This is a genomic window from Streptomyces sp. NBC_01013, assembly GCF_045162765.1.
Taxonomy (GTDB): domain Bacteria; phylum Actinomycetota; class Actinomycetes; order Streptomycetales; family Streptomycetaceae; genus Streptomyces.
The window spans coordinates 305,825-332,822 of record NZ_CP108687.1 but is presented as its reverse complement, the minus strand read 5'-3'; the positions used below and the strand labels follow the sequence as shown (position 1 = coordinate 332,822).

Genomic DNA, 26,998 nt, shown 5'->3' with positions numbered 1-26,998 from the left:
ATGCGCATGTCTCCCCGGATCCCGGCACTCGCCGTCGCCGGAGCACTCGCCGCGGCGAGCCTGACCGCGTGCGGAGGCGACTCCACCTCCGCCTCCGGTGACAAGAACGACAGGGTCAAGATCATGGTGGGAGGCCTGGACAAGGTCATCTACCTGCCCGCGATGCTCACCGAACGGCTCGGCTACTTCAAGGACGAGGGAGTGTCGGTCCAGCTGCTGACCGAGCCCGCCGGCGTCCAGGCGGAGACCGCTCTGGTCTCCGGCGACGTACAGGGCACCGTGGGTTTCTACGACCACACCCTCGACCTTCAGGTGAAGGGCAAGCAGGTCGAGTCCGTGGTGCAGTTCTCCCAAGCGCCCGGCGAGGTCGAGATCGTCTCCAACCAGGCAGCGGGCGATATCAGGTCCGCGAAGGACTTCAAGGGAAAGAAGCTCGGCGTGACGGGCCTCGGCTCGTCGACCGACTTCCTCACGAAGTACCTCGCCGTGAACAACGACGTGAAGACCAGTGAGTTCACTCCCGTCGCGGTCGGCGCAGGACAGACCTTCATCTCCGCGCTCCAGCAGGGTTCCATCCAGGGCGGTATGACCACGGACCCGACCGTGGCCACCATCCTGGACAAGAAGCTGGGCCGCATCCTCATCGACATGCGGACGCCGGAGGGCTCCAAGCAGGCTCTCGGCGGGCCCTATCCCTCATCGAGCCTCTACATGCAGACCGAGTGGGTCAACGGCCACAAGAAGACCGTGCAGAAGCTGGCCAACGCCTTCGTGAAGACCCTGAAGTGGATGTCCTCGCACAGCGCGGACGAGATCGCCGCGAAGATGCCGGCCGACTACGCGCAGGGCGGCGGCGCCGCTCTCTACGCCCAGTCCATCAAGAGCACCCTGCCCATGTTCACCACGGACGGCGTGATGCCCCCGGACGGGCCGGCGACCGTCGAGCGGGTCCTCAAGGCCTTCAACCCCAACCTGAAGAACGCCGAGGTGGACCTCTCCAAGACGTACACGACGGAGTTCGTGAAGAAGGCCGGCTGACCCGGCGGCCGCTACGCGCCGCTGCGCTCGGCCGCACCCGTAGACGCCTGCACAAAGCTCAAGCTCACATCCCGCACATGCCTCCGCACTCGTACGCGTCCGTGTACGAGTGCGGAGGCATATACGTACGGCCCTACTCGGTGGGGGTTCCCTCTGCCGTCCGGTCCTGCGCCTGCGGCGGGGCCGGAACCGTCGCCGCCGAGCCCTGCCGGACGGCCTCCACCACGGCTTCGTGCAGTGTCCGGCTGGCTTCCTCCGAAGGGCAGGGCACAGGACTCCCCGCCATCGTGAACCAGTCGGCGGCATCGGTGTACTGCACGGTGATCTGAGCCGTGCCCTCGGCCCAGGTGGTGTGGACGGTCAGGTCGCCGGACAGCGGCCCGACCTCCTCGGTGAGCACCCCGCCGTGCCCCGAGTAAATCCCGCGTGTCGTCCAGGACGCCCAAGTCATGCATCCAGGCTCGCACCAAAGCCGCCGTATCGCGACCCATGGACGACAAGTCCCGGAACCCCTCCGTCCGCAGAGGCGTGCAGCGCAGGGCCCGCCGGCGAACCGCGGGTGGATTTGAATGAAATTTTTCGAGCGGCCCCCTGCGGTTCCCGCAACCGCCGATCCCGTTGCCCTGGTGCGATCTTGGCGACAAACCGTTGACCGGCGATCTTTGGACAACGAATTCCGAAGTAAAACGGCTATTGACCTGCGGAACGCGTCGGTATTGCATGACGCGCTGGGAGCACCGGAACCATTCATCACACCTCGTCCGGAGGCGATACCGCTCCCGCGCTCAGACACCGCACCTGTTGATCGGAACCCGACTCGATGACCGACACGCTCAGCGCTCCACAGGCGCTCGCCCCCGCGACCGGCCCCACCCCGCAGAAGCTCAAGCGTTCCATCGGCGTCGTCGGGGGGACCCTGCTCACGCTTTCCTGCGTGACTCCCGCCTCCACCCTCTTCGTGGTGGTGCCGGACCTGTTCTCCAGCCTCGGCACGTACACCGCGCTCACCATCGCGATCGGCTCGCTGCTCTGTATCGCGGTGGCGTTCTGCTACTCGGAGCTGGGCACCCTCATCCCCAGCGCCGGCGGCGAGTACGCCATGGTGTCGACGATGGCGGGCCGGCTCGCGGGCTGGCTCGTCTTCGTGCTCTCCCTGCTCGTCGTCATGATCGTCCCTCCTGTCATCGCCATGGGGACCGCCGACTACCTCGCGCCGCTCGTGCACGTCCCCGCCGCACTCGCCGGGGCGGGCGTCATGTTGCTGGCCACCCTCGCGGGCCTCCTCGACCTGCGCGCGAACGCGTGGATCACCGGCATCTTCCTCGTGCTGGAGGTGATCGCCGCCGGTGTCGTCGCCGTCCTCGGGTTCGCCCACTCCGAGCGGGGCGCCTCCGCGCTCGTGCACGGCTCAGTAGCGTCGACGGGCGGCACGAGTTCGACCGTCACCGCCATGATGGTCGTCTCCGGGCTCGCCATCGCCCTCTTCATCACGCAGGGCTTCTCCACGGCCGTCTACCTCTCGGAGGAGCTGGAGAACCCGCGGCGCAACGTGGCCCGTACCGTCCTCGCGACACTCGCCATCTCGACGGCAGTCATCCTCGTTCCCGTCATCGCCATCACGCTGGGCGCCCCCGACCTCGCCGCTCTGACCTCCGGCCACCTCAGCGCCATGGTCGAGGCCTGGTCCAACTCGGCCGTGGGCACCTTCGTCAGCCTCTGCGTGGCCCTCGCCATCATCAACGCCGGCATCGTCATGGTCATCCAGAACTCGCGGGTACTGTTCGCTTCCGCCCGTGACAAGGCGTGGCCCGCCCCGGTCAACAAGGCCCTGTCCCGGCTCGGCCGGTTCGGCTCGCCGTGGGTGGCGACCCTCCTCGTCGGCATTCCGGGAGCCGCACTCTGCTTCGTCAACCTCGACACCCTGTACGGAGTGACCGGCGTCTCCGTCACCGCCATGTACCTGCTGGTGGCCATAGCCGCGCTGCTCTGCCGACGCGGCACCCACCGCGACGCGTCTGCCTGGCGCATGCCGCTCTGGCCCGCGGTCCCGGTGGGGCTCATCCTCGTCCTCACGTACATCCTCACCCAGCAGGAGACCGAGTACCTGCTCTGGACCGGTGGGATCACCGCGGTCGCCACGCTCTACTGGGCCCTGTACCTGAGGCCACGCCGTGCCACCCGGTGGCTGGTGAGCATCCCCGAGGACGCGCAGGTCTGAGCCCGGTTCTCCGGTGATCGGGTGACAGCGGGGGGTGGCACGTCATGCCGGACCGGCCGTGCGGTTAGGCATGCGGGCATGACATGTGACTCCCCACCGAAGAACACCGGACTCCTCCGCACCCAGCGCCTGCGCGCCGCCGGCACCGCCGGCGTCCTCCTGGCCGCGGCCCTGCTCACGGGCTGCGGTCAGGACAGCGGCGACACCTCGACGGGCACCGCCACTTCGGAAGCCGCGCGTGCCGTCCCGGAGCGGGGCACCTCGCCCACGTACGGCGCGAGCAAGAGCGCGTCTCCCTCCGCCACGATGACCAAGGACCAGAAGGACCGCAAGAAGCTCCTCGAATCCACCAAGATCACCTTCGACAAAGCAGTCACGACGGCCGAGGGCGCCGTCAGCGGCGGCAAGGTGGTCGAGCTCGACCTGCGCGGTCCGGGCAAGTCGGACGACGACACCGACCGGGAGAGCGCGTCGCCCACCGCGAGTCCCTCTCCGACGGGCACGACCGCCTCACCGACCGGGAGCGCCAGCCCCTCGCCGACGGGCACCGCCGCCTCGCCCAGCGGCGCGAGCGCCTCGCCCGCCGCCACCGGCCCGGAATGGGTCGCTACGGTCGCCGCGAAGGACGGGACCGAGCACACCGTGCGCATCGACGCCGTCTCCGGCAAGGTGGTCAAGTCCACCGAGGACACCGAACAGGACGCCGGGGAGAAGAGCCGCACCGCCGACTGGATCGCCAAGGCCAAGCAGACCCCGCAGCAGGCGGCCAAGGCAGCCACGGACAAGAAGAAGGGCACGGTCACGTCCCTGGACCTGGACGAGAACGACAAGAACGTCCTCGTCTGGTCGGTGGACGTCGTGGACAAGAGCTGGAACGAGACCACGGTCGACGTCGACGCGGCCACCGGCTCCGTCACCGCCGAGAAGACGGACGACTGACCTTCGGCACCACCGCACGCACGAACACCCCCGGTTCGCACGGACCGGGGGCTATTCGTGCGTGCGTGGCGGCCGGGGCCGGATCAGACGGGCGCCCCCTGTGTCTCTCCGGCCTCCGGGGACGCGAACTGTGTCCGGTACAGCTCCTCGTACCGTCCCCCCGCGGCCAGCAGCTCGGTGTGGGTCCCGCTCTCGACCACGCGGCCCTCCTCGACGACGAGGATCAGGTCGGCCGCCCGCACCGTCGACAGCCGGTGCGCGATCACCACGGCGGTGCGCCCCTCCAGTGCCTCGGCCAGGGCCTCCTGCACCGCTGCCTCGGACGTGGAGTCGAGGTGCGCGGTCGCCTCGTCGAGGATGACCACGCGCTGGCGGGCCAGCAGCAGCCTGGCGATCGTCAGCCGCTGGCGCTCACCCCCGGAGAGCCGGTAGCCGCGTTCGCCCACCACCGTGTCCAGTCCGTCCGGCAGGGAGGCCACCAGTCCGTCGAGCCGCGACCGCCGCAGCGCGTCCCAGATGTCGTCCTCGGTGGCCCCGGGCCTGGCCAGGGTCAGGTTGGCGCGGACCGACTCGTGGAAGAGGTGCCCGTCCTGGGTCACCATCCCGAGAGTCTCGCGGATCGACTCGGCGGTCAGATCGCGCACGTCGACGCCGCCCAGGCGTACGGCGCCGGAATCGGCGTCGTACAGGCGGGGCAGCAGCTGTGCGATCGTCGACTTGCCGGCGCCGGACGAACCCACCAGGGCGACCATCCGGCCGGGCTCGGCACGGAAGGAGACCTCGTGCAGGACCTCCGTACCCCCGCGGGAGTCGAGCGTCGCGACCTCTTCGAGTGAGGCGAGGGAGACCTTGTCGGCGGACGGATAGCTGAACGAGACACCGTCGAACTCCACCGACACGGGGCCCTCCGGCACCTTGCGGGCGTCCGGCTTCTCGGCGATCAGGGGCTTCAGGTCGAGAATCTCGAAGACGCGCTCGAAACTCACCAGCGCGCTCATCACCTCGACCCGGGCACCGGCCAACGCCGTCAGCGGGGCGTACAAGCGGGTCAGCAACAGAGCCAGGGACACGACCGCGCCCGGCTCCAGACTGCCGCGCAGCGCGTAGTAGCCGCCCAGGCCGTAGACGAGTGCCAGGGCGAGCGCGGAGACCAGGGTGAGGGCCGTGATGAACGTGGACTGCGCCATGGCCGTACGGATGCCGATGTCACGGACCCGGCTCGCACGGGCGGCGAACTCGGCGGACTCGTCATCGGGCCGGCCGAACAGCTTGACGAGTGTGGCGCCGGGGGCCGAGAAGCGCTCGGTCATCTGCGTGCCCATGGCCGCGTTGTGAGCGGCCGCCTCGCGCTGCATCCGCGCCATGCGGGAGCCCATGCGGCGGGCGGGCACGACGAACACCGGCAACAGGACGAGCGCGAGCAGGGTGATCTGCCAGGAGATGGTCAGCATCACCGTGAGCGTCAGCAGCAGGGTCACCAGATTGGAGACCACCCCGGACAGGGTGTTGCTGAACGCCCGCTGCGCCCCGATCACGTCGTTGTTGAGCCGGCTCACCAGGGCGCCCGTGCGGGTCCGGGTGAAGAAGGCGACGGGCATCCGCTGGACATGGTCGAAGACGGCCGTGCGCAGATCCAGGATCAGCCCCTCCCCGAGCGTGGCCGACAGCAGACGGGTCAGCAGACCGAGCCCTGCCTCGGCCACCGCGATCACGGCGATCAGCAGCGCGAGCCGGGTGACCGTGCCGTGCTCCTTGCCCTGGACGATCGTGTCGACCACCTTGCCGGCCAGCACCGGGGTGGCCACGGCGAGCAGAGCCATGACGACGCTCAGCAGCAGGAAGCGGTAGAGCTCACGGCGGCGCGGCCGGGCGAAGGAGGCGATCCGGCGCACGGTGGCCCGTGAGAAGGGTCTGCGGTCCTGTTGGGCGTTCATCGCGCTGTGCAGCGACGACCAAGCGGTGACTTCCATACTCATGCGGTGCCTCCGGGGTGCGAAAAGGGGCTGCTCGGCTCCCGGGCACGAACCGGGGCGCAGAGAGAACGCTATGAGCTCAAGTGGACTTGAGGTCAACGCCGTCCTCCGTAAGAGCCGGTAAAGGGCGGCCTCGAAGATCAACGTGTGCGGCAAGAGTGCAGGTCGGCCGCGTGGGCGCCCAATCCTCGGTGCCGTCTGCGGCGGCGCAGACGGACCACGTAGAATCGGCCCCTGTTTCCGGCCGAACGATGGCAAACACAAACGATTGAGGCAGTGCGACGTGAGTTTCACAGACAGTACCGATGCACCCATCTACGCCGGACTCGTGGAAGAGCACGGGGATGTGCCGGCCGAGGTGCGCCGGGTGGCTGAGGAGACACTGCGCGAGGCCGACCGGGCCATCGACTTCAGCGATGTCCGCAGGGCGGCCGCGTACCGGTAGCAGCGGCGACCACCCTCGCAGGGTGGCGCCACCCCGGTGACCGGGCGGTGGTCGCGGCCTTTGCCGCACGCCCCGGCCGCCGTGGACTCCCGCGTCGCAGCCGGGTGCGACCCCCTGCACCCCGCCGCTGTCACGACGTCTCGCACTGCGGACCGGGCTCTCCCGTCGGAGCATGGAACGAACAGTCGGCGACGACATCGGGACGAAGGGATGCCGGATGGGTGGTGAACGGCATGAGCCGCCGGCGGACGGGTTCGAGACCGAGCTGGACCAGATCGACGCCCTGAACCGCATGGAGGCGCCCCGCCCCGACCCCACGGACCGGCAGATGCATGCCGAAGGTGCGGAGGGGGAGGGCAGGCGCCGCGACTCCCGGCTGCTCTCGGCGGGGCACGCCGTTGCCGAGGCGGACTCCCTCGACGAGGCGCTGAAACTGGTGGCCGCGCTCTACACCCCCGACTTCTCGCTGGACGGCCAGTGCGTCTTCGGCATCGGCGAGGAAACCCTGAGCTCTCTGGGACAGTACGGATTCACCCCCGGGGGAGCCGACCGCGGATTCCGGATGTCGATGACGGCCGGCTACCCGGCCGCCGAGGTGGCCAGAACCGGCCGGGCCGTCTACCTGGCCTCCCGGGCGGAATACCGGCGCCGCTTCCCGGCCACGTGGCACATGTCAGCCCGCAAGAGCCGTGAGGCGTGGGCCTTCGTCCCGCTCGTGACCGCCGGACGGATCACCGGAGTCTGGCTGACCGCCTTCCGCTCCCAGGTGGCGTTCACCGCCGCCGAGCGTGCCCTTCTGACCACGACCGGACGCATGATCGCCCAGGTGCTCGAACGGGCCCGGGCCAGCAGAGCCGAACTGGAACTCTCCCGTGGCCTGCGCCGGAGCATGCGCACGGACGGGCCGGCCCTGACCGGGCTGAGCGTGGCGACGCGCTATGTGCCGACCGGCGGAGGGCTCATGGTCGGCGGGGACTGGTACGACAGCATCGACCTGCCCAACGGCCGGCTGGCCCTCGTCATCGGCGACGTGCAGGGACACGACGTGCACGCCGCCGGGCTGATGGCCCAGCTGCGCACCGCCGTGCACGCCTACGCCGCGGAGGGTCACGGCCCGGACGCCGTCCTGGCGCGGGCCTCACGCTTCCTGACCACCCTCGACGAGGACCGGTTCGCCACCTGTCTCTACATCGAGGCCGACCCGTCCACCGGAGACCTGCACATCGCCCGCGCCGGACACCCCCACCCTGTCCTGCGCACTCCGGACGGCACCTGTCTGATCAAGCACGTCAGCGGCGGCCTGCCGCTGGGCCTGATGCCCGGCGAGGAGGACTATCCCGTCGACGTCGTGCGCCTGCACGACGACGAGGTCCTCATGCTGTGTACGGACGGGCTGATCGAGAACGGCGGCCACGACATGTACACCGGTTGGGTCCGGGTACGCGACGCCTTCTCCCCGGGCCCCGTCGAGGACCTCGAAGGGATGGCCGACCGGCTGATGGCGGCGGCTCTCAGCGCCGAGCCGGGGGCCGAGGAGGACGACATCGTGCGGGACGGCGACGACATCGCACTCCTGCTTCTGCGCAGGGACGCCGGACCGGCACGGGACGAGGTCAGCCGGCGCCGGCTGATGCTGACCGTGGGCCAGGACCAGGGCGAGGGACTCTCCGAGGCCCGGGCCCAGCTGAAGGCGCTGCTGCACGACTGGGCGCGGCCGGACCAGGTCGACACCGCGGTGCTCCTGGCGACCGAACTCCTGGGCAACGTACTCGTCCACACCGACCAGGACGGCGCTCTCAACGCCTACGTCACCGGCGAGACCGGTCATCGCCGACTGCTCGTCGAGGTCATGGACCGGGGTGACGAACTGCCCCATCAGCGGACCCCCGGCGAACTCGCCTCGTCGGGCCGTGGGCTGATGCTGCTCGACATCCTGGCCGACCAGTGGGGCGTGCGCCCCGAACCCGAAGGCAAGACGGCGTGGTTCGCGCTCAACGAAGCATCCCCGGCAGAGGCCGGCGACACGGCGACGGGCTGAGCCGATGGCGGGGGTTTGCGCCTGCTGGTGAGCTGAACTGATGGCGGGGCGCTGCGCCTGCCGATGAGCCGGCGCCCATGGCAGGGCGTGCCCGCTTACTGGTGAGCTGACGCCGATGGCGCGGTGCCGTCGCCGCGCACCGAGAACTCCCACCCCTCCGGCCTCCGGGGTGCGGCGCGGCATGCCGTGAACCCTTGCAGTGATCATGCGGATACCCTGTGTCACCTCACCTTTGATCATCGGTACCCGAGGGGACCCCTGAATGCACCGCATGCGCACCGTTTTCGCCGCACTCGGCATCACCGCCGGACTGATCACGGCCCCCGCGGCCGGCGCCGCCGCGAAGCCGGAGGGCCCCACGGCGGCCGCCGCCGCCCGGCACGAGCCGTGCACCGGCGAATTCCAGGACGACGCACGCCTCGGCCCGAAGTGGCTCCCGAACAGGAACCTGGCCCCGGTCGGCCCGCTCCTCAAGGGCTACAAGCGCACCGGGGACCTGTCCCCGCAGGCTTTCCTCAAGAAGTACTGGGAAGGGCCCGCCGACTCCGGCAGCTGGAAGTACCCGCCCAATGACGGCTTCGGTGAGGTCAACGGCGAGGTCGACAAGGAGCCCGCGAAGTTGCGCCCCGGCCAGCGCCTGGACCGCTTCGGTTCGGAGTACGGCGGCTACCTGGCCCCTGCCGGTGATGCGTATGCGGAGCGTGCGCTGCCCCCGCAGAACCTCAACACCCGCGACGCGGCCGTGGCCTGCGACTACCGCGTGTACAAGGTCGCCAAGCCGTTCTGGGTGTGGCAGGGCAGCATCGCCCCGTGGTTCGAGCAGCCCGGCGGGGGTCAGCAGATCAAGCTCGACGCCGTCTTCCTCGACCCGGGCCAGGGGCAGCGGTTGAACGTCAAGTGGCTGCTGGAGCACGACTACCTCACTGCCGCGGGCGCGTAACGCAGTCGTGGACCGCCGGGAATTGCGGGACGCCCTGCGTGCCGCAGGCGTGGCCGACGGCTACTACCGCATCGAGGGGGTCCACGAACCGGCCCCCACCCCCACCGACTTCCTGTTCCTGCGGAAGGCGTCCGGCGGGGAGTGGGAGACCGGCGCGTACGAACGGGGCGGTTACGAGGTGATCGCTCGTCACCCGGGTGAGGCGGCGGCTTGCGCCCACCTGTTCCGCTTGCTCGTTCCGTAGGCCGGTCCGGCCGCCGACTGTACTGAGGTGTTCCTGTCAGAAGCATTGACAGGATCCCCGGTAGCTGGCTTCATGAGCAACGCCTATGGGAGCGCTCCCATAGGCGTTGCGCTCCCCGGCGCGCCCACCGACGTACGGAAGGGATTGTTCCGTTGCGCTCGCTCACTCTTGCCGCTGTACGCAGACGACTCCGAGGGGCCGGCAGCGTCTCTCTCGCCCACCGCCCCGGCGCCATCGCTCTGGCACTCGCTCTCGGCGCCGGCCTGCTGCTTCCGATGTCGCTGTCCGGCAGCGCGGCGGCCGCGCCGGCCTTCGACTACGGCGAGGCGCTGCAGAAGTCGGTGCTGTTCTACGAGGCGCAGCAGTCGGGCACGCTCCCCGAGACCAACCGGGTCGGCTGGCGCGGTGATTCCGCCCTCGACGACGGCAAGGACGTCGGCCTCGATCTCACGGGGGGCTGGTACGACGCAGGCGACCACGTCAAGTTCAGTCTGCCGATGGCCTTCTCGACCACCATGCTCGCGTGGGGAGGTGTCGAGGAGAAGGGCGCCTATGCCGCATCCGGCCAGCTTCCGTACCTGAGGAACAACCTGCGCTTCGTCAACGACTACTTCCTCAAGGCGCACCCGTCGCCCAACGTCCTCTACGGGCAGGTGGGCAACGGCGGGGACGACCACAAATGGTGGGGACCGGCCGAGGTGATGCCGATGAAGCGGCCCGCCTACAGGATCGACGCATCCTGCCCCGGCACCGACCTGGCCGGTCAGACGGCCGCTGCCCTGGCCTCCTCGTCGATGGTGTTCGCCGACAGCGACCCGGCGTACGCCACGAAGCTGATCACCCACGCGAAGCAGTTGTACACGTTCGCCGACACCTACCGCGGCAAGTACAGCGACTGCATCACCGACGCGCAGGCGTACTACAACTCCTGGAGCGGGTACAACGACGAGTTGGTCTGGGGTGCGATCTGGCTGTACAAGGCAACGGGGGACGCCTCGTACCTCGCCAAGGCGGAGTCGTACTACGACAACCTCTCGACCGAGCCGCAGAGCAGCACACGGTCCTACCGCTGGACTCTCTCCTGGGACGACAGCTCCTACGGGGCCTACGTGTTGCTCGCGCAGCTGACGGGCAAACAGAAGTACGTCGACGACGCGAACCGCTGGCTCGACTGGTGGACGGTCGGCGTCAACGGACAGCGGGTGGCCTACTCGCCCGGGGGGCAGGCCGTCCTGGACAGCTGGGGATCGTTGCGATATGCGGCGAACACCGCTTTCGTGGCGCTGAGTTACTCCGACTGGCTGACCGACACCACGCGCAAGGCCCGTTACCACGACTTCGCCCTCCGCCAGATCAACTACGCGCTGGGCGACAACCCGCGCAAGTCGAGTTATGTGGTCGGTTTCGGCAGCAACCCGCCGACCAAACCCCACCACCGCACCGCCCACGGCTCGTGGACCGACCAGATGAACAACCCGGTGGAGAGCCGGCACACGCTCTACGGAGCACTGGTCGGCGGACCCAGCGCGGCGGACGACACATACACCGACGATCGTTCGAACTACGTGAACAACGAGGTCGCCACCGACTACAACGCGGCTTTCACGGGCGCGCTGGCCCGGCTCTACGGCGAGTACGGCGGCGCCCCGCTCGCGAACTTCCCCCAGCGGGAGACACCGGACGGGCCCGAGATGTCGGTCCAGGCTTCGGTGAACGCGGCGGGCAGCAACTTCACCGAGGTCAAGGCGTATCTGGTCAACAGGTCCGCGTGGCCGGCGCGAGCCCTCACCGACGCGTCCGTGCGCTACTACTTCACGCTGGAGCCCGGCGTCACGCCCGGACAGATCAGCTTCACCACCAACTACAACCAGTGCGGCGAGGTGACCGGCCCCACGCACGACGCGGGCGACGTCTACTACGTGACGGTGGACTGCTCGGGCACGGACATCGCGCCGGCCGGCCAGTCCGCGTACCGCAAGGAGGTTCAGTTCCGCATCACCTCGGCAGGGGCCTGGAACCCGGCGAACGACTGGTCCTACCCCTCGTCGGCAACGACCCCGGGCACTACGCCGGTGGACGCTCCGCACATGGTGCTGCTGGAGGGTACGGCCCCGCAGTGGGGGAGCGCGCCGGACGGGACGGACCCGGAACCGACACCCGACCCGACCACGACACCCGACCCGACCACGACCCCTGATCCCACGCCCACGCCCGATCCGACCGGAACCCCTGGCCCGGCCGGCACCTGTGGGGTCACGTACCGGGTCAGCCAGTCCTGGGGCAGCGGGTTCACGGCCGACGTCTCCGTCCGCAACACCGGGACGGATCCGGTCGACGGCTGGCAGCTGGGCTTCGCATTCGGCGGCGCCGAGAAGGTCACCAACGCCTGGAACGCGACCGCCACCCAGGCCGGCTCCCGCGTCACGGTGAAGAACGCGGCCCACACCGCGGTCATCCCGGTGGGCGGCACCGTCTCCTTCGGATTCCAGGCCATCGGGGCACCTGCGCAGGCGCCGGCCTCCTTCACCCTCAACGGGACGGAGTGCGGCTGATCGACGAGGGGGGGTGCTGCCCCGGCGCGGGCGGGACAGCACCCCTCGGGGCCCTCACCCGGGTATCCAGGGCCGCCACTTCTTCTCGTTCGCGTCCACCCACTCCCTGGCCGCGTCCTGGGGTGACATTTTCTGATCGGCGATCATCAGGGCGACCTTGTTCTGGTCCTCGGTACCCCAGGAGAACTTCTTGAGGAACGAGGCCGCCTTGCCGCCGGTGCCGGCGAAGCGGGCGTTGAGGTACTTCTTCAACGGCGTGTGCGGGTAGGCGCACGCGACCTTCTCGGGGTCGGCGTCGCAGCCCTCCTTGTAGGCAGGAAGCTTCACCTCCGTCATCGGCACCTGCTCGAACAGCCACTGCGGCTTGTACCAGTAGGAGAGGAAGGGTTTCTTCCCCTTGGCGAACTGTTTGATCTGGGTGATCTGCGCCGCCTCGGACCCTGAGAACACCACCTGGTAGTCGAGGCCGAGATTCTGCACGAGGGCCTTGTCGTTGGTCACGTACGACGGTGACCCGTCCAGCAGCTGGCCCTTGCCGCCGCTCTCCGCCGTGCGGAAGCTGTCGGCGTACTTGTCCAGGTTGCGCCAGTCGGTGACATCGGGATGCGCCTTCGCGAAGTACGTCGGCACGAACCAGCCGATATGACCGGTGACCCCGAGCTCCCCGCCGGAGCGGATGGTCTTCTTGTCCCGGACGTACCGGGCCTCCTGGTCCGGGTGGCCCCAGTCCTCCAGGATCGCGTCCACCCGGCCCTGGCTCAGGGCGTCCCAGGCCGGCACCTCGTCGATCTGCACGGTGTCGACCCGGTAGCCCAGCTCGTGTTCGAGGAGGTACTCGGCCACGGCGACATTGGCCTGGGCGCCCACCCACGACTGCACGGACAGGGTCACGGTCTTCGCGCCCCGCGCGTTGGCGAACGGGGAGGCCTGCTGCGTCATGTCCGCCGCACCGCAGCCCGCGACGGCGACGAGAGCCGTGGCCGATGCGAGGGCGACGAGAGAGGTACGCGTACGAGCCATGTCAGGCCCCCTTCACGGAGCGGCGCCGGGTCGGCTGGGTGACCCGGTCGAGCATCAGACCGAGGAGGACGATCGCGGCACCGGCCACGAGCCCGGTGGCCAGGTCACCCTGGGCCAGGCCGAACACGGCGGAGTAGCCGAGCGAGCCCCCGCCGACGAGACCGCCGATCACCACGACGGCCAGGACCAGGACCACGCCCTGGTTGACCGCGAGGAGCAGCGCCGGGCGGGCCAGCGGCAGCTGGACCTTGAGCAGTTGCTGGATGCCCGTCGCGCCGAGTGAGCGCGAGGACTCCATGGTGACGGGATCGACGGCGTTCATGCCCTGCGTGGTGATCCGTACGACGGCGGGCAGCGCGTAGACGACGGCGGCGGCCACCGCCGGTGCGCGGCCGACGCCGAAGAGGGCGACGACCGGGATGAGGTAGACGAACTGCGGCATCGTCTGGAACACGTCCAGCACCGGCCGCAGCAGCCGCTCCACGCGTGCGCTGCGGGAGGCGGCGATCCCGATGGCGAAACCGGCCACCAGCGTCACCGCGACACCGGCCAGCACCTGGGACAGCGTGTCCAGAGCCGGGTCCCAGACGTCTAGGACCCCGATCGCCGCCATGGCGAGGACGGCGGTCAGCATGGTGCGCCACGTACCGATCAGCAGGGCGAGCACGGCGATCAGCAGGAGCACCGCCCACCAGGGCAGCCACTGCAGACCGTCGCGCAGCGGGTCCAGGACCCAGGTGGTGAACCGTCCGGCCCAGTCCGCCGTGCCGCCGATCACGGGCACACCGGAGTACAGGTGGCCGGTCATCCAGCCGACTGCCGAGTTGACGGGAGGGGCGATGTCAGCCGTCCAGCCGTCCCGCCAGCCCGTTCCGAGAACCAGGCGGGCAACGACGGCCGCGAGGACGGTGCCGGCGGCGGCGACGGCCCAGCCCAGCAGGGCGGATCCGGTGCGCGGAACACCGCCGATGCGGTTGCCGGCGGCGGCGGTGACGCGGTCGAGCACCACGGCGAGCAGCACGATCGGGATCCCGGCGGCGAGCGCGGCGCCCACGTCGACGGACGCGAGCGCCTGGTAGACGCGGTCGCCGAGACCGCCGGCGCCGATCACGGAGGCGATCACGGCCATCGACAGGGCCATCATGATCGTCTGGTTGAGGCCGAGCAGCAGTTCCCTGCGCGCCAGCGGAAGGCGGGCGGTGAACAGGCGCTGCCGCCCCGTGGCTCCGAGCGAAGCCGCAGCCTCCATCACTCCCGCGTCCGCGTCGCGCAGTCCGAGAGCCGTCAGCCGGGCCATCGGCGGCGCCGCGTAGACGACGGTCGCGAGCACGGCGGCGGGGACACCGATACCGAAGACGAGGACGACCGGCAGCAGATACGCGAAGGCCGGCATGACCTGCATGGTGTCGAGCACCGGTCGCAGGATGCGGAAGACGCGGTCCGACAGCCCGGCGGCCAGGCCGAGGACCGCGCCGAGAGCCACCGACGCCAGGACCGCGATGACCATGAGTGCCAGCGTCTGCATGGTGGGCACCCACATGCCGAGCAGCGCGCATACGAGGAAGGCGACGACAGCGGTCAGCGCGAGCCTGACGCCTGCCACCCGCCAGGCGATCAGCCCGCCGGCAGCTGTGACACCGGCCCAGCCTGCCGCGAGGAGCACCAGGTAGACACCGCGGACCGAAAGCACGACGGCGTTGCTGAGGTGCCCGAAGAAGTAGAGGAACACCGGATGCGTGTCGCGGTTGTCGATGATCCAGTCGCTCACGTCGCCCAGCGGTCCGGTGAGATCGACGGTGAGGCTCGTGGGCCACGCACCGGGGCCGACCAGGACCGTTCCGAGCACCAGCAGCACGGCAGCTCCGGTCAGCAGGAACGTCGTGCGGTGCCGGGCGAGGGAAGCGGCCGGGCCGGCCGTGCCGAGCGGGGTGGCGGGCGTGGTGGTGGCAGCGGTCGCCGTCACAGCGCCCACCTCCCGGGGCCGCATGCGTGGCCCGGAGGTCCCTCGGCGTAGTTCACCCGCATCACGCAGCCTCCTTCACGGCCGGGACCCCCGCCACGACGGCGAGCAGACACGCGTGGTCGACCACGCCCAGGCAGCGCCCGTTCTCGACCACACGCGCCGTCTCCCCGGTACGGACGACCGCCTCGATCGCCTCGGCGACGGTGGCCCCCGGGGTCAGCCCGGGGCCGGTGGCGCTCTCCGCGCCGTCGGCGGGACGCATGGCCGCCCGCACGGTCACCACCTGCTCGCGCGGCACATCCCGTACGAAGTCGCGGACGTAGTCGTCAGCCGGCGAGCCCACGATCTCCTCCGGCGTGCCGAGCTGCACGATCCGGCCGTCGCGCATCAGCGCGATGCGGTCGCCGAGCTTCAGCGCCTCGTTCAGGTCATGGGTGATGAAGACCATCGTGCGGCCCTCCTCTCGGTGCAGCCGCACAACCTCCTCCTGCATGTCACGGCGGATCAGCGGGTCGAGCGCGCTGAACGGCTCGTCGAACAGCAGCACTTCGGGGTCGACGGCGAGCGCACGCGCCAGCCCGACCCGCTGCTGCTGACCGCCGGAGAGCTGACCGGGGCGGCGGCTCTCCAGCCCGTCGAGGCCGACCTTCGCGATGACCTCGGCTGCCCGCTCGCGGCGCTCGGCCCGGCCCATGCCCTGGATCTCCAGGCCGTAGGCGACGTTGTCGAGGACCGAGCGGTGCGGAAGCAGTCCGAAGTGCTGGAAGACCATGGAGGCCCGGTGGCGGCGCAGTTCACGCAGCCGGCCGGCGTTCATCGCCAGCACGTCCTCGCCGTCCATCGTGACCTCACCGGAGGTCGGCTCGACGAGCCGGGTGAGGCAGCGCACGAGGGTGGACTTGCCCGAACCGGACAGTCCCATCACGACGAACACCTCGCCCTTGCGGACATCGAAGGAGACGTCACGCACGGCGGCGGTGCAGCCGGTGCGCGCGCGCAGCTCCGCGGCGTCGAGCGCGCCGAGTTCGGCATCACCGGGTACACGGTCGGCCTTCGGCCCGAAGACCTTCCAGAGGTCGCGTACGGAGAAGACGTGCGGTGGTGTGTTCATCAGGCATGACCCCCATGGGTGGCGACGAGCAGATCCGCGCATTTCTCGCCGACCATCAGGACCCCGATCATCGGGTTGACGGTCGTCATGGTCGGGAAGACCGACGCGTCGGCTATCCGGATGCCGTCGAGGCCCCGGATCCGCAGATCGGGTGCGACCACGGCGAGTGCGTCGTCGGGTGCGCCCATCCGGCAGGTTCCGGCCGGGTGGTAGACGGTGTGCGCGACCTTGCGTGCGTACTCGCTCAGGTCCTCGTCGGAAGTGACCTCGGGCCCCGGGCAGACCTCCCGCTTCAGCCAGCCGGCCAGGGGTTCCTGAGCGGCGATCTCCCGGGCGATCCTGATGCCGTCGACGAGGGTGCGTCCGTCGTAGTCCTCCGCATCGGTGAAGTAACGGAAGTCCAGTGCGGGTTTCACCTCGGGGTCGGGGCTCGTCAGGTAGAGCCGGCCTCGACTGCGCGGCTTGGGGATGTTCGGTGTCATCGACACCCCGTGCGGTGGGCGCTCGTAGCCGAGCCGTTCCGGATTGTCGGTGAACGGGATCTGGTAGAAGTGGAACATCAGGTCGGGGCCCGGGCTGTCCGGATCACGCCGCACGAAGAGCCCCGCGTCGCTGTCCATCGCGGAGTTCTCCGGGATCGGCCCGTGCGTCTCCCAGACGATGACCGACTCCGGGTGGTCGAGCAGGTTCTCGCCGACCCCCGGCAGGTCGTGCGTCACCGGAATGCCGAGCTTCTCCAGCTCCGCGCGGTGACCGATGCCGGAGTGCATCAGCAGCCGGGGCGTGTCCACCGAGCCTGCGCACACCACGACTTCGCGCCGGGCCCGCACGACCTGCTCCTCGCCGTCCGCGGTCCGCACGCGCACACCGGTCGCCCGGGTGCCGTCGAACTCCAGGCGGAACGCCCAGGTCTCCAGGGCGATATGGAGGTTCGGCCGGTCGAGGAAGGGGTGCAGATACGCGACCGATGCCGAGGAGCGCTTGTTGTTCTCCGGGTGGTAGGCGAGGTCGAAGAACCCCACACCGTCCTGGAAGGCCTCCTTGTTGAAGCCCTCGACGCGCGGCACGCCGAGCGCCGACTGCGCGGCGTCGACGAAGTCGCGTGCGATGGCGTTCCGGTCGGCCTCGTCGATGGGGACGATGTTGTTGCGCAGCCGGTCGAAGTAAGGGTCCATCGACGAGGCGTCCCACCCCGCCGCACCGGCGGCCGCCCACTCGTCCCAGTCGGACGGGAGCGGCTTGAAAGCGATCAGCGTGTTGTGGGACGAGCAGCCGCCGAGCACCCGGGCCCGGCTGTGGCGGATGTACGAATTGCCGCGCGGCTGCTCGGTGGTGGGGTAGTCGTAGTCCAGCTCCCCGCCGAGCAGGCCCATCCAGCGGCGCAGGGTCAGTACGTCCTCGCGCCCCACGTCGCTCGGTCCGCCCTCGATGAGGGCGACGGTGACGTCGGGGTTCTCGGTCAGCCGGGACGCGATCACCGAACCGGCGGTGCCGCCGCCGACGATGACGTAGTCGTACGTGGTCATGTCGTCCTCCATCGCCTCTGCTCCCCGTTCAGCCCGCGAACCAGCGCACCGGGCGCGGGGCGAGGTTCTGGTAGATGTGCTTGGCCTCGCGGTACTCGGCCAGGCCCGTCGGGCCGAGTTCCCGGCCGATGCCGGACTTGCCGAAACCGCCCCACTCGGCCTGCGGCAGGTAGGGGTGGAAGTCGTTGATCCAGACCGTGCCGTGCCGCAGCCGCGCCGCGACCCGGCGGCCGCGGCCCGCATCGGCCGTCCACACACCGCCGGCCAGGCCGTACTCGGTGTCGTTGGCCAGAGCGACGGCCTCGTCCTCCGTACGGAAGGTCTCGACGGTCAGTACCGGGCCGAACACCTCCTCACGCACGACCCGCATGGTGCGGTCGCAGTGGTCCAGGACCGTCGGCCGGTAGAAGTAGCCCGGCCCCTGAGGACGTTCGCCGCCCGCCCGAAGCACCGCCCCGTCCTTGAGCGCGGAGGCGACGAACTCCTCGGTCCTGGCGAGCTGCCCGGCTGAGACGAGGGGACCGCACTCGACACCCTCGTCCGTGCCGCGGCCGATGCGGATCCGCTCGGCGCGCCGCGCGAGCTCGGTCACGAACCGCTCGCGCACCGACTCCTCGACGATCAGCCTGGATCCGGCGGAGCAGACCTGGCCGCTGTGGATGAAGGCGGCGTTCAGCGCCTGGTCGACCGCGGTGTCGAATCCGTCCTCGGTGGCGCACGCGTCGGCGAACACCACGTTGGGGTTCTTGCCGCCGAGTTCGAGCGCGACCTTCTTGACCGAGTCAGCGGCCGCCCGCATCACCTTCGTGCCGCTGGCGAGGCCGCCCGTGAAGGAGACCAGGTCGACGTCGGGGTGGTTCGCCAACCGGGCCCCGACGGTGGCGCCGGGGCCGGTGACGATGTTCGCCACGCCGGCCGGCAGGCCGGCCTCGGCGAGCAGCGCCACGAGCGCGACGGTAGTCAGCGGGGTGATCTCGCTGGGCTTGATCACGAAGGTGTTGCCCGCGGCGAGCGCCGGAGCGATCTTCCAACTCGCCTGGAGCAGAGGGTAGTTCCACGGAGTGATGAGGCCGCATACGCCTACGGGCTCATGCACCACGATGCTGTGGATCTCCTCGGACCCTGCGTCGACGACCCGCCCTCCGCTCTCGTTCATGACGAGGTCGGCGAAGTAGCGGAAGGCGTCGCGCACACAGTCCACGTCGACCCGGCCCTCTTCGAGGGTCTTGCCCGCGTCACGGCACTCCAGCGCACCCAGTCGCTCCCGGTCGCGCTCCAACAGGCCGGCCACCCGCCTGAGCAGTGCTGCGCGTTCGGCGACCGGGGTGTGCGGCCAGGGCCCCGCGTCGAAGGCGGACCTGGCCGCGGCGACCGCGGCGTCCGCGTCCACGACATCGCCCTCCGACACGACGGCGAAAGCGGTCGCGTCGACGGGGTCGAGGATCTCGCGCGTGGCGCCGGAGGCGGCGGCGCGCCACTCTCCCGCTACCTGGATGGTGTGTTGTGCCGACACGTCGTGTGCTGCCCTTTCGGTGGCCATGGGTTTGACGCCGGGTGATTCCCGGCGGTCTGGCCATATGCCCCGGAAGGGGGAAGCCATGCACGGCGACTGCCGGCAAGTGACCCTGCTCACGCGGAGGGCCAAGGGTTGTTGCGGGGCGCGGCGGCGGTGCGGGCGCGGTCGCCGTAGCGATGGATGTCCGCCGCTCCACCGACTGAGTGATGGTGCCGACCGGGGGAGGGCATGGGCGCGGAGCACGTCATAGGGGCCGTCGGGATCGTGGTGGGCGCGGGGGCTGTTTCGCTCCCTGGACCATTCCCGACGTGGTGTGGCACCTCACGACGGGGGTTCCGGGCAGCACGACGGGCGGCGTCGGCGTGGTGCTCAGCGGCAGCCCCGGGACCTTCCGGCGACTGCCCGCGCCTCCTCCGCGGGCCGGGCCCTCGCCGCCGCGACACGTGTGTCCCGCGACGCCTCACGCCCGAGGCGACAGGCCTGGCCATGTCGTATCCGTTGTTCGTGCAGGAGCGGATGCCGGAGGGTCTCCGCCGGACCACGGAGGCGGTGCGGGCCTCACCTGCGATCCCCCTGCTGGTGGCCGCGGCACGGGGAGATGGAACGATGCGTGTATGCGACAGCTGAGCGAGTTGACAGACGTGGACGAGCCTGCGTGGCCGGTCCTCCAGGAGGAGTTCGCCAACAGTTCGGTGCCGGTGGAGGTGCTGCCCGGTGATCCCGGGCAGGGCCGCGCCTGTCTGCTGCAGCTGCAGGTCGGCGCGCGATCCGCTCTCGGAGCCCTGGTGCTGCACTCCGGCGGCCTGGTCGTGGACCACGGATGGGTCCGTGTTCTCGCAGGCGCACCGAGCGGCGCTGCCGGTCTCCCGGGTCTGGCCCGCGTCAATCGCTTCCCAGCCACGTTCGACGGCGCGTGGCGCCCGACGGACGCCCTGGTCGTCGGCCATGATGTCCTGGGCGGGGTGTTCGCTCTCAACGGCCACGATCCCGCAGCGTGCGGCCGTCCCGGTGCGCCCGGGCAGATGCTCTACTTCGCGCCGGACTCCCTGGAATGGGAGGCGATGGAGATGGGCTACGGAACGTGGCTGACCTGGCTGCTGTCGGGACGGCTGGACCAGTTCTACGACGGACTCCGGTGGCCCGGCTGGCAGCGCGAGTCGCAATCGCTCGACCTGTCCCGGGGAATCGCCGTGTACCCCTTCCTGTGGTCGAAGGAGGCGCAGGCGGATCCGGCCGCGACCACGAGGACGCCCGTTCCCCTGACCGAGCTGCTCGCCCTGAGCGGTGAGTTCTGCCGGCAGATGGGGCTGGGCGACCCCGGATTCCTCGGTTCACTCCCCTCGGAGGGGCGCGCATGAAGATCATCGACGCGAAAGTCGTCGTCACCAGCCCAGGACGCAACTTCGTCACGCTGAAGCTGACGACCGACGAAGGCCTCACCGGCCTCGGCGATGCCACGCTCAACGGACGGGAGCTGGCCGCCGTCAGCTACCTCACCGATCATGTGGCACCCCTGCTCATCGGCCTCGACCCGCACAGGATCGAGGACACCTGGCAGTATCTCTACCGCGGCGCCTACTGGAGGCGCGGGCCGGTGACCATGGCCGCGATCGCCGCCGTGGACGTGGCCCTGTGGGACATCAAGGCGAAGGCCGCCGGTCTGCCGCTCTACCAGTTGCTGGGCGGCCCGAGCAGGGACCGCATCGGCACCTACGGCCATGCCAACGGCCGCGACATCCCCGAACTCCTCGACTCCGTACGGGCCAGGCTCGCCGAGGGCTACCCCGCCGTCCGCATCCAGACGGGCATCCCCGGACTCAAGGCCGTGTACGGCGTGTACAGCCAGGACGGCGACGGCACGGCGGTCGCCCACCAGCAGGCACGGCCCCTGGTGGAGGACTGGGACACGGACGCGTACCTGCGTCACACGCCGGCCGTCTTCGAGGCGGTACGTGCGGAGTTCGGCACCGAGCTCCCCCTTCTTCACGACGCCCACCACCGGCTCACCCCGATCCAGGCGGCGCGGCTCGGCAAGGACCTGGAGCCCTACCGGCCCTTCTGGCTGGAGGACTGCACTCCGGCCGAGAATCAGGAGGCCCTGCGTCTGGTCCGCCGCCACACCACCACGCCCCTGGCCGTCGGCGAGGTCTTCAACACCGTGTACGACTACCAGGCGCTGATTGCCGAGCAGTTGATCGACTACGCGCGTTCCGCGGTCACCCACTTCGGTGGGGTCACACCCCTGCGCAAGCTCTTCGACTTCGCAGCCCAGTACCAGGTCAAGAGCGCCGTCCACGGACCGGAGGACATCTCGCCGGTCGGGATGGCCGCGGCCGTCCACCTCGACCTCGCCGTCCACAACTTCGGCATCCAGGAGTACTCGGGCCACACCCCGCTGACCGACGAGCTGTTCCGGCACGCGTACACCTTCACCGACGGGTACCTCCACCCCGGGGAGAAGCCCGGTATCGGTGTGGAACTGGACGAGGAGGCTGCGGCCGCGCATCCGTACGCGCGGGCCTACCTTCCGGTCAACCGCCTCCTGGACGGCAGCGTCCACGACTGGTGAGCCGCGGAGCGCCGCCGTCGGCGTTCACGCGGTCCGGCTACGGATAAGGGCTGTCCCGCAATTCCTGGCGGGCGCACGACGGCAGCTACGGCACCTCGCCGCGTTGTCGAAACGCCCGAATACATCTCGTCGGGTGCCTCTCCGCCTTGCGATGCACCGCACCTGACGCCGCGCGCTCATCCACCAGGAATTGCGGGACAGCCCTTAGGCCAAGGCCGTGAAGTTAGGGCTCGGGGGACGCCAACGTGTGGGGTCTGATCTGGTGCGATCCGGGACGTGAGAAGCGGAGCCCCGGTAGAACTGGCAGTCGACCAAGACAGCCGTTCACAGCACCGGAGGCTCCGCTGTCCGATCAGTGTGTCATCACGCGTGAAATCACGGTAGCCAAGGGCTTGTTCGCTCCTGGGCATCTGGGGGAACTCACCCGGATCGTCCCGTTCGAGATGGTCGATGCGGCCCTTGTCGAAACGGGTGCGGTCCAGCAGCGGCTGCGGAAGATTCCTGCCCGGGTGGTGGTCTACCTGCTGCTGGCCGCGGCCCTTTTCGACGACTGCGGCTACCTGGCAGTCTGGCGCAAGCTCACCGCCTCGCTGGAGGCGATACCGGTCGCGAAGGTCACCGGCACAGCGCTCTGGAACGCCCGGACCCGCCTGGGGGCGCGTCCCATGCAGGCCCTGTTCGACCTGTTGCGCGGGCCCGCGACAGCGATCCGTACCACCGGCGCCCATTTCAAGGGCCTGCTGACCGTCGCGATCGACGGCACCTGCCTCGACGTCCCCGACAGCCCACTGCACCGGGCCCGTCTGGGCGGGATCACCAACCAGTACGGGACCTCCGGCTACCCGCAGATCTGCCTGACCGCGCTGGTGGCCTGCGGCACCCGCGCGGTCCTGGACGCTGCCTTCGGCCCCCGCTCCAGCGGCGAGAGCGCCTACGCCAAGCAACTGGCCCGCTCCCTGCACGCGGGAATGATCGTCCTTCTCGACCGGGGCTTCTCCGGCAATCCGTTCCTGACCGCCGTCGCCGGCACCGAGGCCGCCTTCCTGGCCCGTATCTCGGCCGCCCGCAAGCCCCCGGTCCTGGCCCGCTTCGACGACGGCTCCCACCTCTCCCGCTTCGGCGGCCTCGAAGTCCGCATCATCGAGTGCGAGATCACCATCATTACCAGCCAGGGCCGCACGACCGGCCTCTACCGGCTGGCCACCAACCTCCTCGACCACCACCGATACCCGGCATCCAACCTGGTCAGCCTCTATCACGAGCGATGGGAAGTGGAATCCGCCTACTTCGCGATCAAGAAGTCGATGCTGGGCCGACGAGTCCTGCGCTCTCAGACCTGGGCAGGCATCACCCAAGAGGTCTATGCCCTCCTGAGCGCATACCAGGCCCTGCGGATCGCGATCGCCGACGCCACCGGGACCACACCCGGAGCAGACCCCGACCGGGGAAGTTTCAGCGTCGCACTACGATGCGCCCGCGATCAGATCGTCCGAGCCGCAGGCATCATCGCCGACTCCGTCATCGACCTCGCCGGAACGATCGGCCGAGCCGTCCTGGACCACCTCATGCCCGCCCGCCGCCTCCGCGTCAGCCCCCGAGCGGTGAAACGACCCCTATCCCGATACGCATACAAAAGCCTCAGAGTCGACCGGCGCACCTACACAGCCACCCTCAACATCAAGATCTTGACGCCAACGACCAAGCCTTAACTTCACGGCCTTGGCCCTTAGGCGGGCTGAAGGCCCGCGTACACCCCATCCCGGCCGATCAGTTCCTCGTGCGACCCCACCTCCGCGATCCGGCCGCCCTCCATCGCCACGATCCGGTCGGCCCCCTGGATCGTGGAGAGCCGGTGCGCGACGACGAAGACGGTACGGCCGTGCACGAGCCGGGAGAGGGCCTCCTGCACAAGGGCCTCGGAGCGGTTGTCCAGCGCGGACGTGGCCTCGTCGAGCACCAGCACTCTGGGGTCGCGGATCAGGGCACGGGCGATGGCGAGCCGCTGCTTCTGCCCGCCCGAGAGCCGCGCGCCCCGCTCGCCGACGACCGTGTCGAGGCCGAGCGGCAGGTCCTTGACGAACTCCAGCGCGTTGGCGTCCGTCAGCGCGCGTATCAGCGTGGCCTCGTCCGTGTCGCCCATCCCGTACGTCACGTTCTCGCGGATGCTGCCCTCGAACAGGATCGACTCCTGCGGCACCACGGACAGGAAGCGTCGGTAGCTGCGCAGGTCGAGCCCCGCCATGTCGGTGCCGTCGAGCATGATGCGGCCCGACGTTGGCCGGATGAAGCCGATGAGGAGGTTCAGGACGGTCGACTTGCCCGCGCCCGAAGCACCGACCAGGGCGATGGTCTCGCCCGGCCGTGCGGAGAGGGTGAAGCCGTCGACGGCGGGGGCGGCGCCCTCGTAGGCGAAGCCGACGTCCTCGAAGTCGATCCGGCCGGTGACGCGGTCGACCTGAGCCTTGCCGGCGTTGTGTTCGAGGTCGGGTGCCTGGAGCACCTCGCCCGCCGAACGCACTGACTCCAGACCCTTGGTGAGGATCGGGGCCAGACCCAGCAGCGTGGTCACCGAGCCGGTCAGGACGGTGAAGAAGGCGCTGAGCATCACGACGTCGCCGGGGGTGATGGGCATCCAGCCGTGGTAGGCGACCAGAGCGGACCCCGTCAGGCACAGCACCCCGAGCGTGTTGAGGATGACCCAGGCCAGGGATCCGAAGCGGCCGTTGATCACGTCAAGGCGCAGACCGGCCGCGAAGACCTGGCGCAGCGAGCCGTCGACCCGGCCGAGCGCGGTGCGCTCCAGCCCGTGCGCGCGGGTGATGGGGATGAGGGTGGTCATCTCGCCGACGCGGGAGGAGAGCTGTTCGACCTCGCGCCGGAAGGACTCGTTGTGACTGCGCAGCCGGGCCCGCAGCTTCATCACGAGGAAGCCGGCCGCGGGCACCACGATCAGGAAGACCGGGAGGAAGGCGGGCACCCGCACGCCGATGACGACGAGGCCGCCGACCAGGGTCACGACCGCGCCGAGTCCCATGTCGGCGCTCTGCTGCATCATCTGCTCGACGGACTCCACGTCGCGGACCACCTTGGCCTGCAGGACGCTCGAACTGACGCGTGCGTGATAGCCGATGGACAACTGCTGCATGCGGCGGCACAGAGCCGAGCGCAGGGTTGTGCCCATGCGCCGGATGCTGCCGCCGAGGCAGCGTACGTACCACTGGTGGAGCGGGTAGTTGATCACGAGGATGAACAACAGGACACCGGTGGACTTCCAGAGCCGGGATTCCGGGCCGTGCTGGACGACCACGTCCAGGACCGTGGCGGTGATCAGGGGAAGCAACCAGATGGGGCTGTGCTTCACGACGAAGATGACGACAGCGAGTGCGAGCCGGCCGCGGTCGGGCCGGAAGAGGTAAGCGAGGGTGCGGAACGGGTTCTCGCCGCGGTAGCGGTGGTCGAGGTGGTCGAAGGACGCCAGGGGTTCGGCGGAGGGTTGGGAAACCGCTTTCTGCATGGTGTCCATCCCACCCCGCTCCCGCCGTCCGGGGCAACCCCGTCCCACGGACGGGACAGGAGGGGGCAGGGCCGGCGGGTTCAGTGCACGCGGACTTCGTCCGGCAGCGGCTCGGGTGCGGGCTCCTTGCGGCGCGGGCGGCCCACCGAGGCGATCGCGCCGGTGACCAGTCCGGCCAGCAGGCCCCAGAACGCGGAGCCGATTCCCAGCAGGGTCACGCCGGAAGCGGTGGCGAGGAAGGTCACCACGGCCGCTTCCCTGGACGCCTTGTCGGCCAGTGCCGCCGACAGCGAGGCCTCGATGGTGGCGAGCAGGCCGATCCCGGCGATCGCCAGGACGAGTTCGTGCGGCATCGCGGTCAGGAGCGAGGCGACGGTCGCGCCGAGCAGCCCGACGCAGAGGTAGAAGACGCCCGCCCACACGGCAGCCAGGTACCGCTTGTCCCGGTCGGGGTGCGCCTCCTCGCCCGTGCAGATGGCCGCCGTGATCGCGGCCAGATTGAGGCCGAAGGCCCCGAAGGGCGCCAGCACCGCGTTGGCCGCGCCGGTCCACGTCATCAGGGGCGAGACCGGTACCTCGTAGCCGGCGCCGCGGATCACGGCCACGCCGGGCAGGTTCTGCGAGGCCATCGTGACGACGAACAGGGGAGCGCCGACGCTGACGAGGACCTTCCAGTCGAACTCCGGCGTTGTGAACACCGGGGTGGCCAGGGCGAGTCGGACCTGGCCCAGCCGCCAGCCGCCGGTGAAGACGGTGGCCACGACACCCGCGGCGAGCGCCAGCAGCACCGCGTACCGGGGCAGCACGCGCCGGCCCAGCAGATAGAGCACGAACATGGGGAACGCGACCGCGAACCCGCCGTCCATCGTGCTGAACAGGCCCGTTCCGAAACGCAGCAGCACCCCGGCGAGCAGCGCGGCCGCCAGTGGCACCGGGATCCGGCCCATCAGACGGCCGAACCAGCCCGTGACCCCGCTCACGAGGATGAGCAGAGCCGAGAAGAGGAACGCGCCGACCGCCTGAGCCATCGGCACACCGCTCAGGCCGGTCGTGAGCAGCGCGGCTCCCGGCGTCGACCACGCGGTCACGACGGGGGCGCGGTAGCGCAGCGACAGTCCGATGCAGGTGCAGGCCAGGCCGACGCCGAGCGCGAGCATCCAGGAGGATATCTCGCGCGAGTCCGCCCCCGCCGCCTGCGCGGCCGTGAAGACCAGCGCCGCCGAACTGGTGACCCCGACCATCACGGCGATGAGTCCGGCGGCCACGGCCGACGGTGGCGCGATCGTGCGTATGCGGGTGATCGCGAACATGAGTGAGCCACTTCCTGAGGTGAGCGTTCCATATACGGAACGTTCCGTATATGGAACACTAGAGAGGCGGGCCGACGCCCGT

20 protein-coding genes are annotated in these 26,998 nt (G+C 69.9%); 11 read left to right on the top strand and 9 right to left on the bottom strand.

Translation table 11 applies throughout. The features are described from left to right. A complete protein-coding gene (locus OG538_RS01430; RefSeq protein ID WP_406089300.1) occupies positions 1-1,038 on the top strand; it encodes an ABC transporter substrate-binding protein in 1,038 nt (345 codons plus the stop codon). Between the two features lie 133 nt (positions 1,039-1,171). On the opposite strand, the gene OG538_RS01425 is transcribed toward OG538_RS01430, so the two are convergent. Further along, complete coding sequence (locus tag OG538_RS01425) at positions 1,172-1,489, bottom strand: hypothetical protein (protein WP_406089298.1); 318 nt, start codon at positions 1,487-1,489, stop codon at positions 1,172-1,174. 369 nt (positions 1,490-1,858) lie between these two features. Here OG538_RS01425 and OG538_RS01420 point away from each other — a divergent pair, with 369 nt between their 5' ends. Then, complete coding sequence (locus OG538_RS01420) at positions 1,859-3,256, top strand: APC family permease (RefSeq protein WP_406089296.1); 1,398 nt, start codon at positions 1,859-1,861, stop codon at positions 3,254-3,256. Positions 3,257-3,334: 78 nt separating this feature from the next. Next, entirely contained in the window at positions 3,335-4,195 is an 861-nt protein-coding gene (locus tag OG538_RS01415) for a PepSY domain-containing protein (RefSeq protein ID WP_406089294.1), read from the top strand. An 83-nt stretch (positions 4,196-4,278) separates the two neighbouring features. Here the strand turns inward: OG538_RS01415 and OG538_RS01410 are convergent, their stop codons facing one another. Then, positions 4,279-6,171 (bottom strand): ABC transporter ATP-binding protein, encoded by a 1,893-nt coding sequence (locus tag OG538_RS01410; RefSeq protein WP_406089292.1) that lies wholly within the window; start codon positions 6,169-6,171, stop codon positions 4,279-4,281. A gap of 280 nt (positions 6,172-6,451) precedes the next feature. Here OG538_RS01410 and OG538_RS01405 point away from each other — a divergent pair, with 280 nt between their 5' ends. The 5 genes from OG538_RS01405 to OG538_RS01385 all read left to right on the top strand — a co-directional run bounded on the left by OG538_RS01405 (position 6,452) and on the right by OG538_RS01385 (position 12,387). Next, a complete protein-coding gene (locus OG538_RS01405) occupies positions 6,452-6,613 on the top strand; it encodes a hypothetical protein (RefSeq protein WP_326733509.1) in 162 nt (53 codons plus the stop codon). A 217-nt stretch (positions 6,614-6,830) separates the two neighbouring features. Further along, the gene (locus tag OG538_RS01400) at positions 6,831-8,651 is read left to right on the top strand and encodes a SpoIIE family protein phosphatase (protein WP_406099938.1); all 1,821 of its coding nucleotides are present in this window, start codon (positions 6,831-6,833) and stop codon (positions 8,649-8,651) included. A gap of 262 nt (positions 8,652-8,913) precedes the next feature. Then, positions 8,914-9,591 (top strand): TNT domain-containing protein, encoded by a 678-nt coding sequence (locus tag OG538_RS01395; RefSeq protein ID WP_406089290.1) that lies wholly within the window; start codon positions 8,914-8,916, stop codon positions 9,589-9,591. A gap of 7 nt (positions 9,592-9,598) precedes the next feature. Next, the gene (locus OG538_RS01390; RefSeq protein WP_406089288.1) at positions 9,599-9,835 is read left to right on the top strand and encodes a hypothetical protein; all 237 of its coding nucleotides are present in this window, start codon (positions 9,599-9,601) and stop codon (positions 9,833-9,835) included. Positions 9,836-9,987: 152 nt separating this feature from the next. Beyond that, entirely contained in the window at positions 9,988-12,387 is a 2,400-nt protein-coding gene (locus OG538_RS01385; protein WP_406089286.1) for a glycoside hydrolase family 9 protein, read from the top strand. A gap of 54 nt (positions 12,388-12,441) precedes the next feature. Here the strand turns inward: OG538_RS01385 and OG538_RS01380 are convergent, their stop codons facing one another. From OG538_RS01380 to OG538_RS01360, 5 genes are read right to left on the bottom strand one after another with little or no spacing between them, the layout of a single operon-like run. Continuing rightward, positions 12,442-13,407, bottom strand: a complete 966-nt coding sequence (locus OG538_RS01380; protein ID WP_406089284.1) for an ABC transporter substrate-binding protein — start codon at positions 13,405-13,407, stop codon at positions 12,442-12,444. A gap of 1 nt (position 13,408) precedes the next feature. Then, positions 13,409-15,394, bottom strand: a complete 1,986-nt coding sequence (locus OG538_RS01375; RefSeq protein WP_406089282.1) for an ABC transporter permease subunit — start codon at positions 15,392-15,394, stop codon at positions 13,409-13,411. 37 nt (positions 15,395-15,431) lie between these two features. Next, positions 15,432-16,481 (bottom strand): glycine betaine/L-proline ABC transporter ATP-binding protein, encoded by a 1,050-nt coding sequence (locus OG538_RS01370; RefSeq protein WP_406089281.1) that lies wholly within the window; start codon positions 16,479-16,481, stop codon positions 15,432-15,434. Further along, positions 16,481-18,007: a GMC family oxidoreductase gene (locus OG538_RS01365; RefSeq protein ID WP_406089279.1), complete on the bottom strand. Its 1,527-nt coding sequence runs from the start codon at positions 18,005-18,007 to the stop codon at positions 16,481-16,483. Before OG538_RS01365 ends, OG538_RS01370 begins: the two co-directional genes overlap by 1 nt. A 28-nt stretch (positions 18,008-18,035) precedes the next feature. Next, positions 18,036-19,547: an aldehyde dehydrogenase family protein gene (locus tag OG538_RS01360; RefSeq protein WP_406089277.1), complete on the bottom strand. Its 1,512-nt coding sequence runs from the start codon at positions 19,545-19,547 to the stop codon at positions 18,036-18,038. Positions 19,548-20,137: 590 nt separating this feature from the next. On the opposite strand from OG538_RS01360, the gene OG538_RS01355 reads away from it, so the two are divergent. The 3 genes from OG538_RS01355 to OG538_RS01345 all read left to right on the top strand — a co-directional run bounded on the left by OG538_RS01355 (position 20,138) and on the right by OG538_RS01345 (position 23,801). Beyond that, on the top strand, positions 20,138-20,881 hold the full coding sequence (locus tag OG538_RS01355; protein WP_406089275.1) for a DUF2625 family protein: 744 nt from the start codon (positions 20,138-20,140) through the stop codon (positions 20,879-20,881). Continuing rightward, the gene (manD, locus tag OG538_RS01350; protein WP_406089273.1) at positions 20,878-22,092 is read left to right on the top strand and encodes a D-mannonate dehydratase ManD; all 1,215 of its coding nucleotides are present in this window, start codon (positions 20,878-20,880) and stop codon (positions 22,090-22,092) included. The genes OG538_RS01355 and manD overlap by 4 nt, the downstream gene beginning before the upstream one ends. A 392-nt stretch (positions 22,093-22,484) precedes the next feature. Next, a complete protein-coding gene (locus OG538_RS01345; protein ID WP_406089271.1) occupies positions 22,485-23,801 on the top strand; it encodes an IS4 family transposase in 1,317 nt (438 codons plus the stop codon). A gap of 17 nt (positions 23,802-23,818) precedes the next feature. Here the strand turns inward: OG538_RS01345 and OG538_RS01340 are convergent, their stop codons facing one another. Next, entirely contained in the window at positions 23,819-25,606 is a 1,788-nt protein-coding gene (locus OG538_RS01340) for an ABC transporter ATP-binding protein (protein WP_406099937.1), read from the bottom strand. A gap of 80 nt (positions 25,607-25,686) precedes the next feature. Continuing rightward, positions 25,687-26,916, bottom strand: a complete 1,230-nt coding sequence (locus OG538_RS01335) for a benzoate/H(+) symporter BenE family transporter (RefSeq protein WP_406089269.1) — start codon at positions 26,914-26,916, stop codon at positions 25,687-25,689. Between the last annotated feature and the right edge of the window lie 82 nt (positions 26,917-26,998).

Excerpts from the sequence above, each read along its gene's own strand:
- OG538_RS01430 (WP_406089300.1), top strand. The coding sequence starts at position 1 with ATGCGCATGTCTCCCCGGATCCCGGCACTCGCCGTCGCCGGAGCACTC.
- OG538_RS01425 (WP_406089298.1), bottom strand. The coding sequence starts at position 1,489 with ATGACTTGGGCGTCCTGGACGACACGCGGGATTTACTCGGGGCACGGC.
- OG538_RS01420 (WP_406089296.1), top strand. The coding sequence starts at position 1,859 with ATGACCGACACGCTCAGCGCTCCACAGGCGCTCGCCCCCGCGACCGGC.
- OG538_RS01415 (WP_406089294.1), top strand. The coding sequence starts at position 3,335 with ATGACATGTGACTCCCCACCGAAGAACACCGGACTCCTCCGCACCCAG.
- OG538_RS01410 (WP_406089292.1), bottom strand. The coding sequence starts at position 6,171 with ATGAGTATGGAAGTCACCGCTTGGTCGTCGCTGCACAGCGCGATGAAC.
- OG538_RS01400 (WP_406099938.1), top strand. The coding sequence starts at position 6,831 with ATGGGTGGTGAACGGCATGAGCCGCCGGCGGACGGGTTCGAGACCGAG.
- OG538_RS01395 (WP_406089290.1), top strand. The coding sequence starts at position 8,914 with ATGCACCGCATGCGCACCGTTTTCGCCGCACTCGGCATCACCGCCGGA.
- OG538_RS01380 (WP_406089284.1), bottom strand. The coding sequence starts at position 13,407 with ATGGCTCGTACGCGTACCTCTCTCGTCGCCCTCGCATCGGCCACGGCT.
- OG538_RS01375 (WP_406089282.1), bottom strand. The coding sequence starts at position 15,394 with ATGCGGCCCCGGGAGGTGGGCGCTGTGACGGCGACCGCTGCCACCACC.
- OG538_RS01370 (WP_406089281.1), bottom strand. The coding sequence starts at position 16,481 with ATGAACACACCACCGCACGTCTTCTCCGTACGCGACCTCTGGAAGGTC.
- OG538_RS01365 (WP_406089279.1), bottom strand. The coding sequence starts at position 18,007 with ATGACCACGTACGACTACGTCATCGTCGGCGGCGGCACCGCCGGTTCG.
- OG538_RS01360 (WP_406089277.1), bottom strand. The coding sequence starts at position 19,547 with ATGGCCACCGAAAGGGCAGCACACGACGTGTCGGCACAACACACCATC.
- OG538_RS01355 (WP_406089275.1), top strand. The coding sequence starts at position 20,138 with ATGCGACAGCTGAGCGAGTTGACAGACGTGGACGAGCCTGCGTGGCCG.
- manD (WP_406089273.1), top strand. The coding sequence starts at position 20,878 with ATGAAGATCATCGACGCGAAAGTCGTCGTCACCAGCCCAGGACGCAAC.
- OG538_RS01340 (WP_406099937.1), bottom strand. The coding sequence starts at position 25,606 with ATGCAGAAAGCGGTTTCCCAACCCTCCGCCGAACCCCTGGCGTCCTTC.
- OG538_RS01335 (WP_406089269.1), bottom strand. The coding sequence starts at position 26,916 with ATGTTCGCGATCACCCGCATACGCACGATCGCGCCACCGTCGGCCGTG.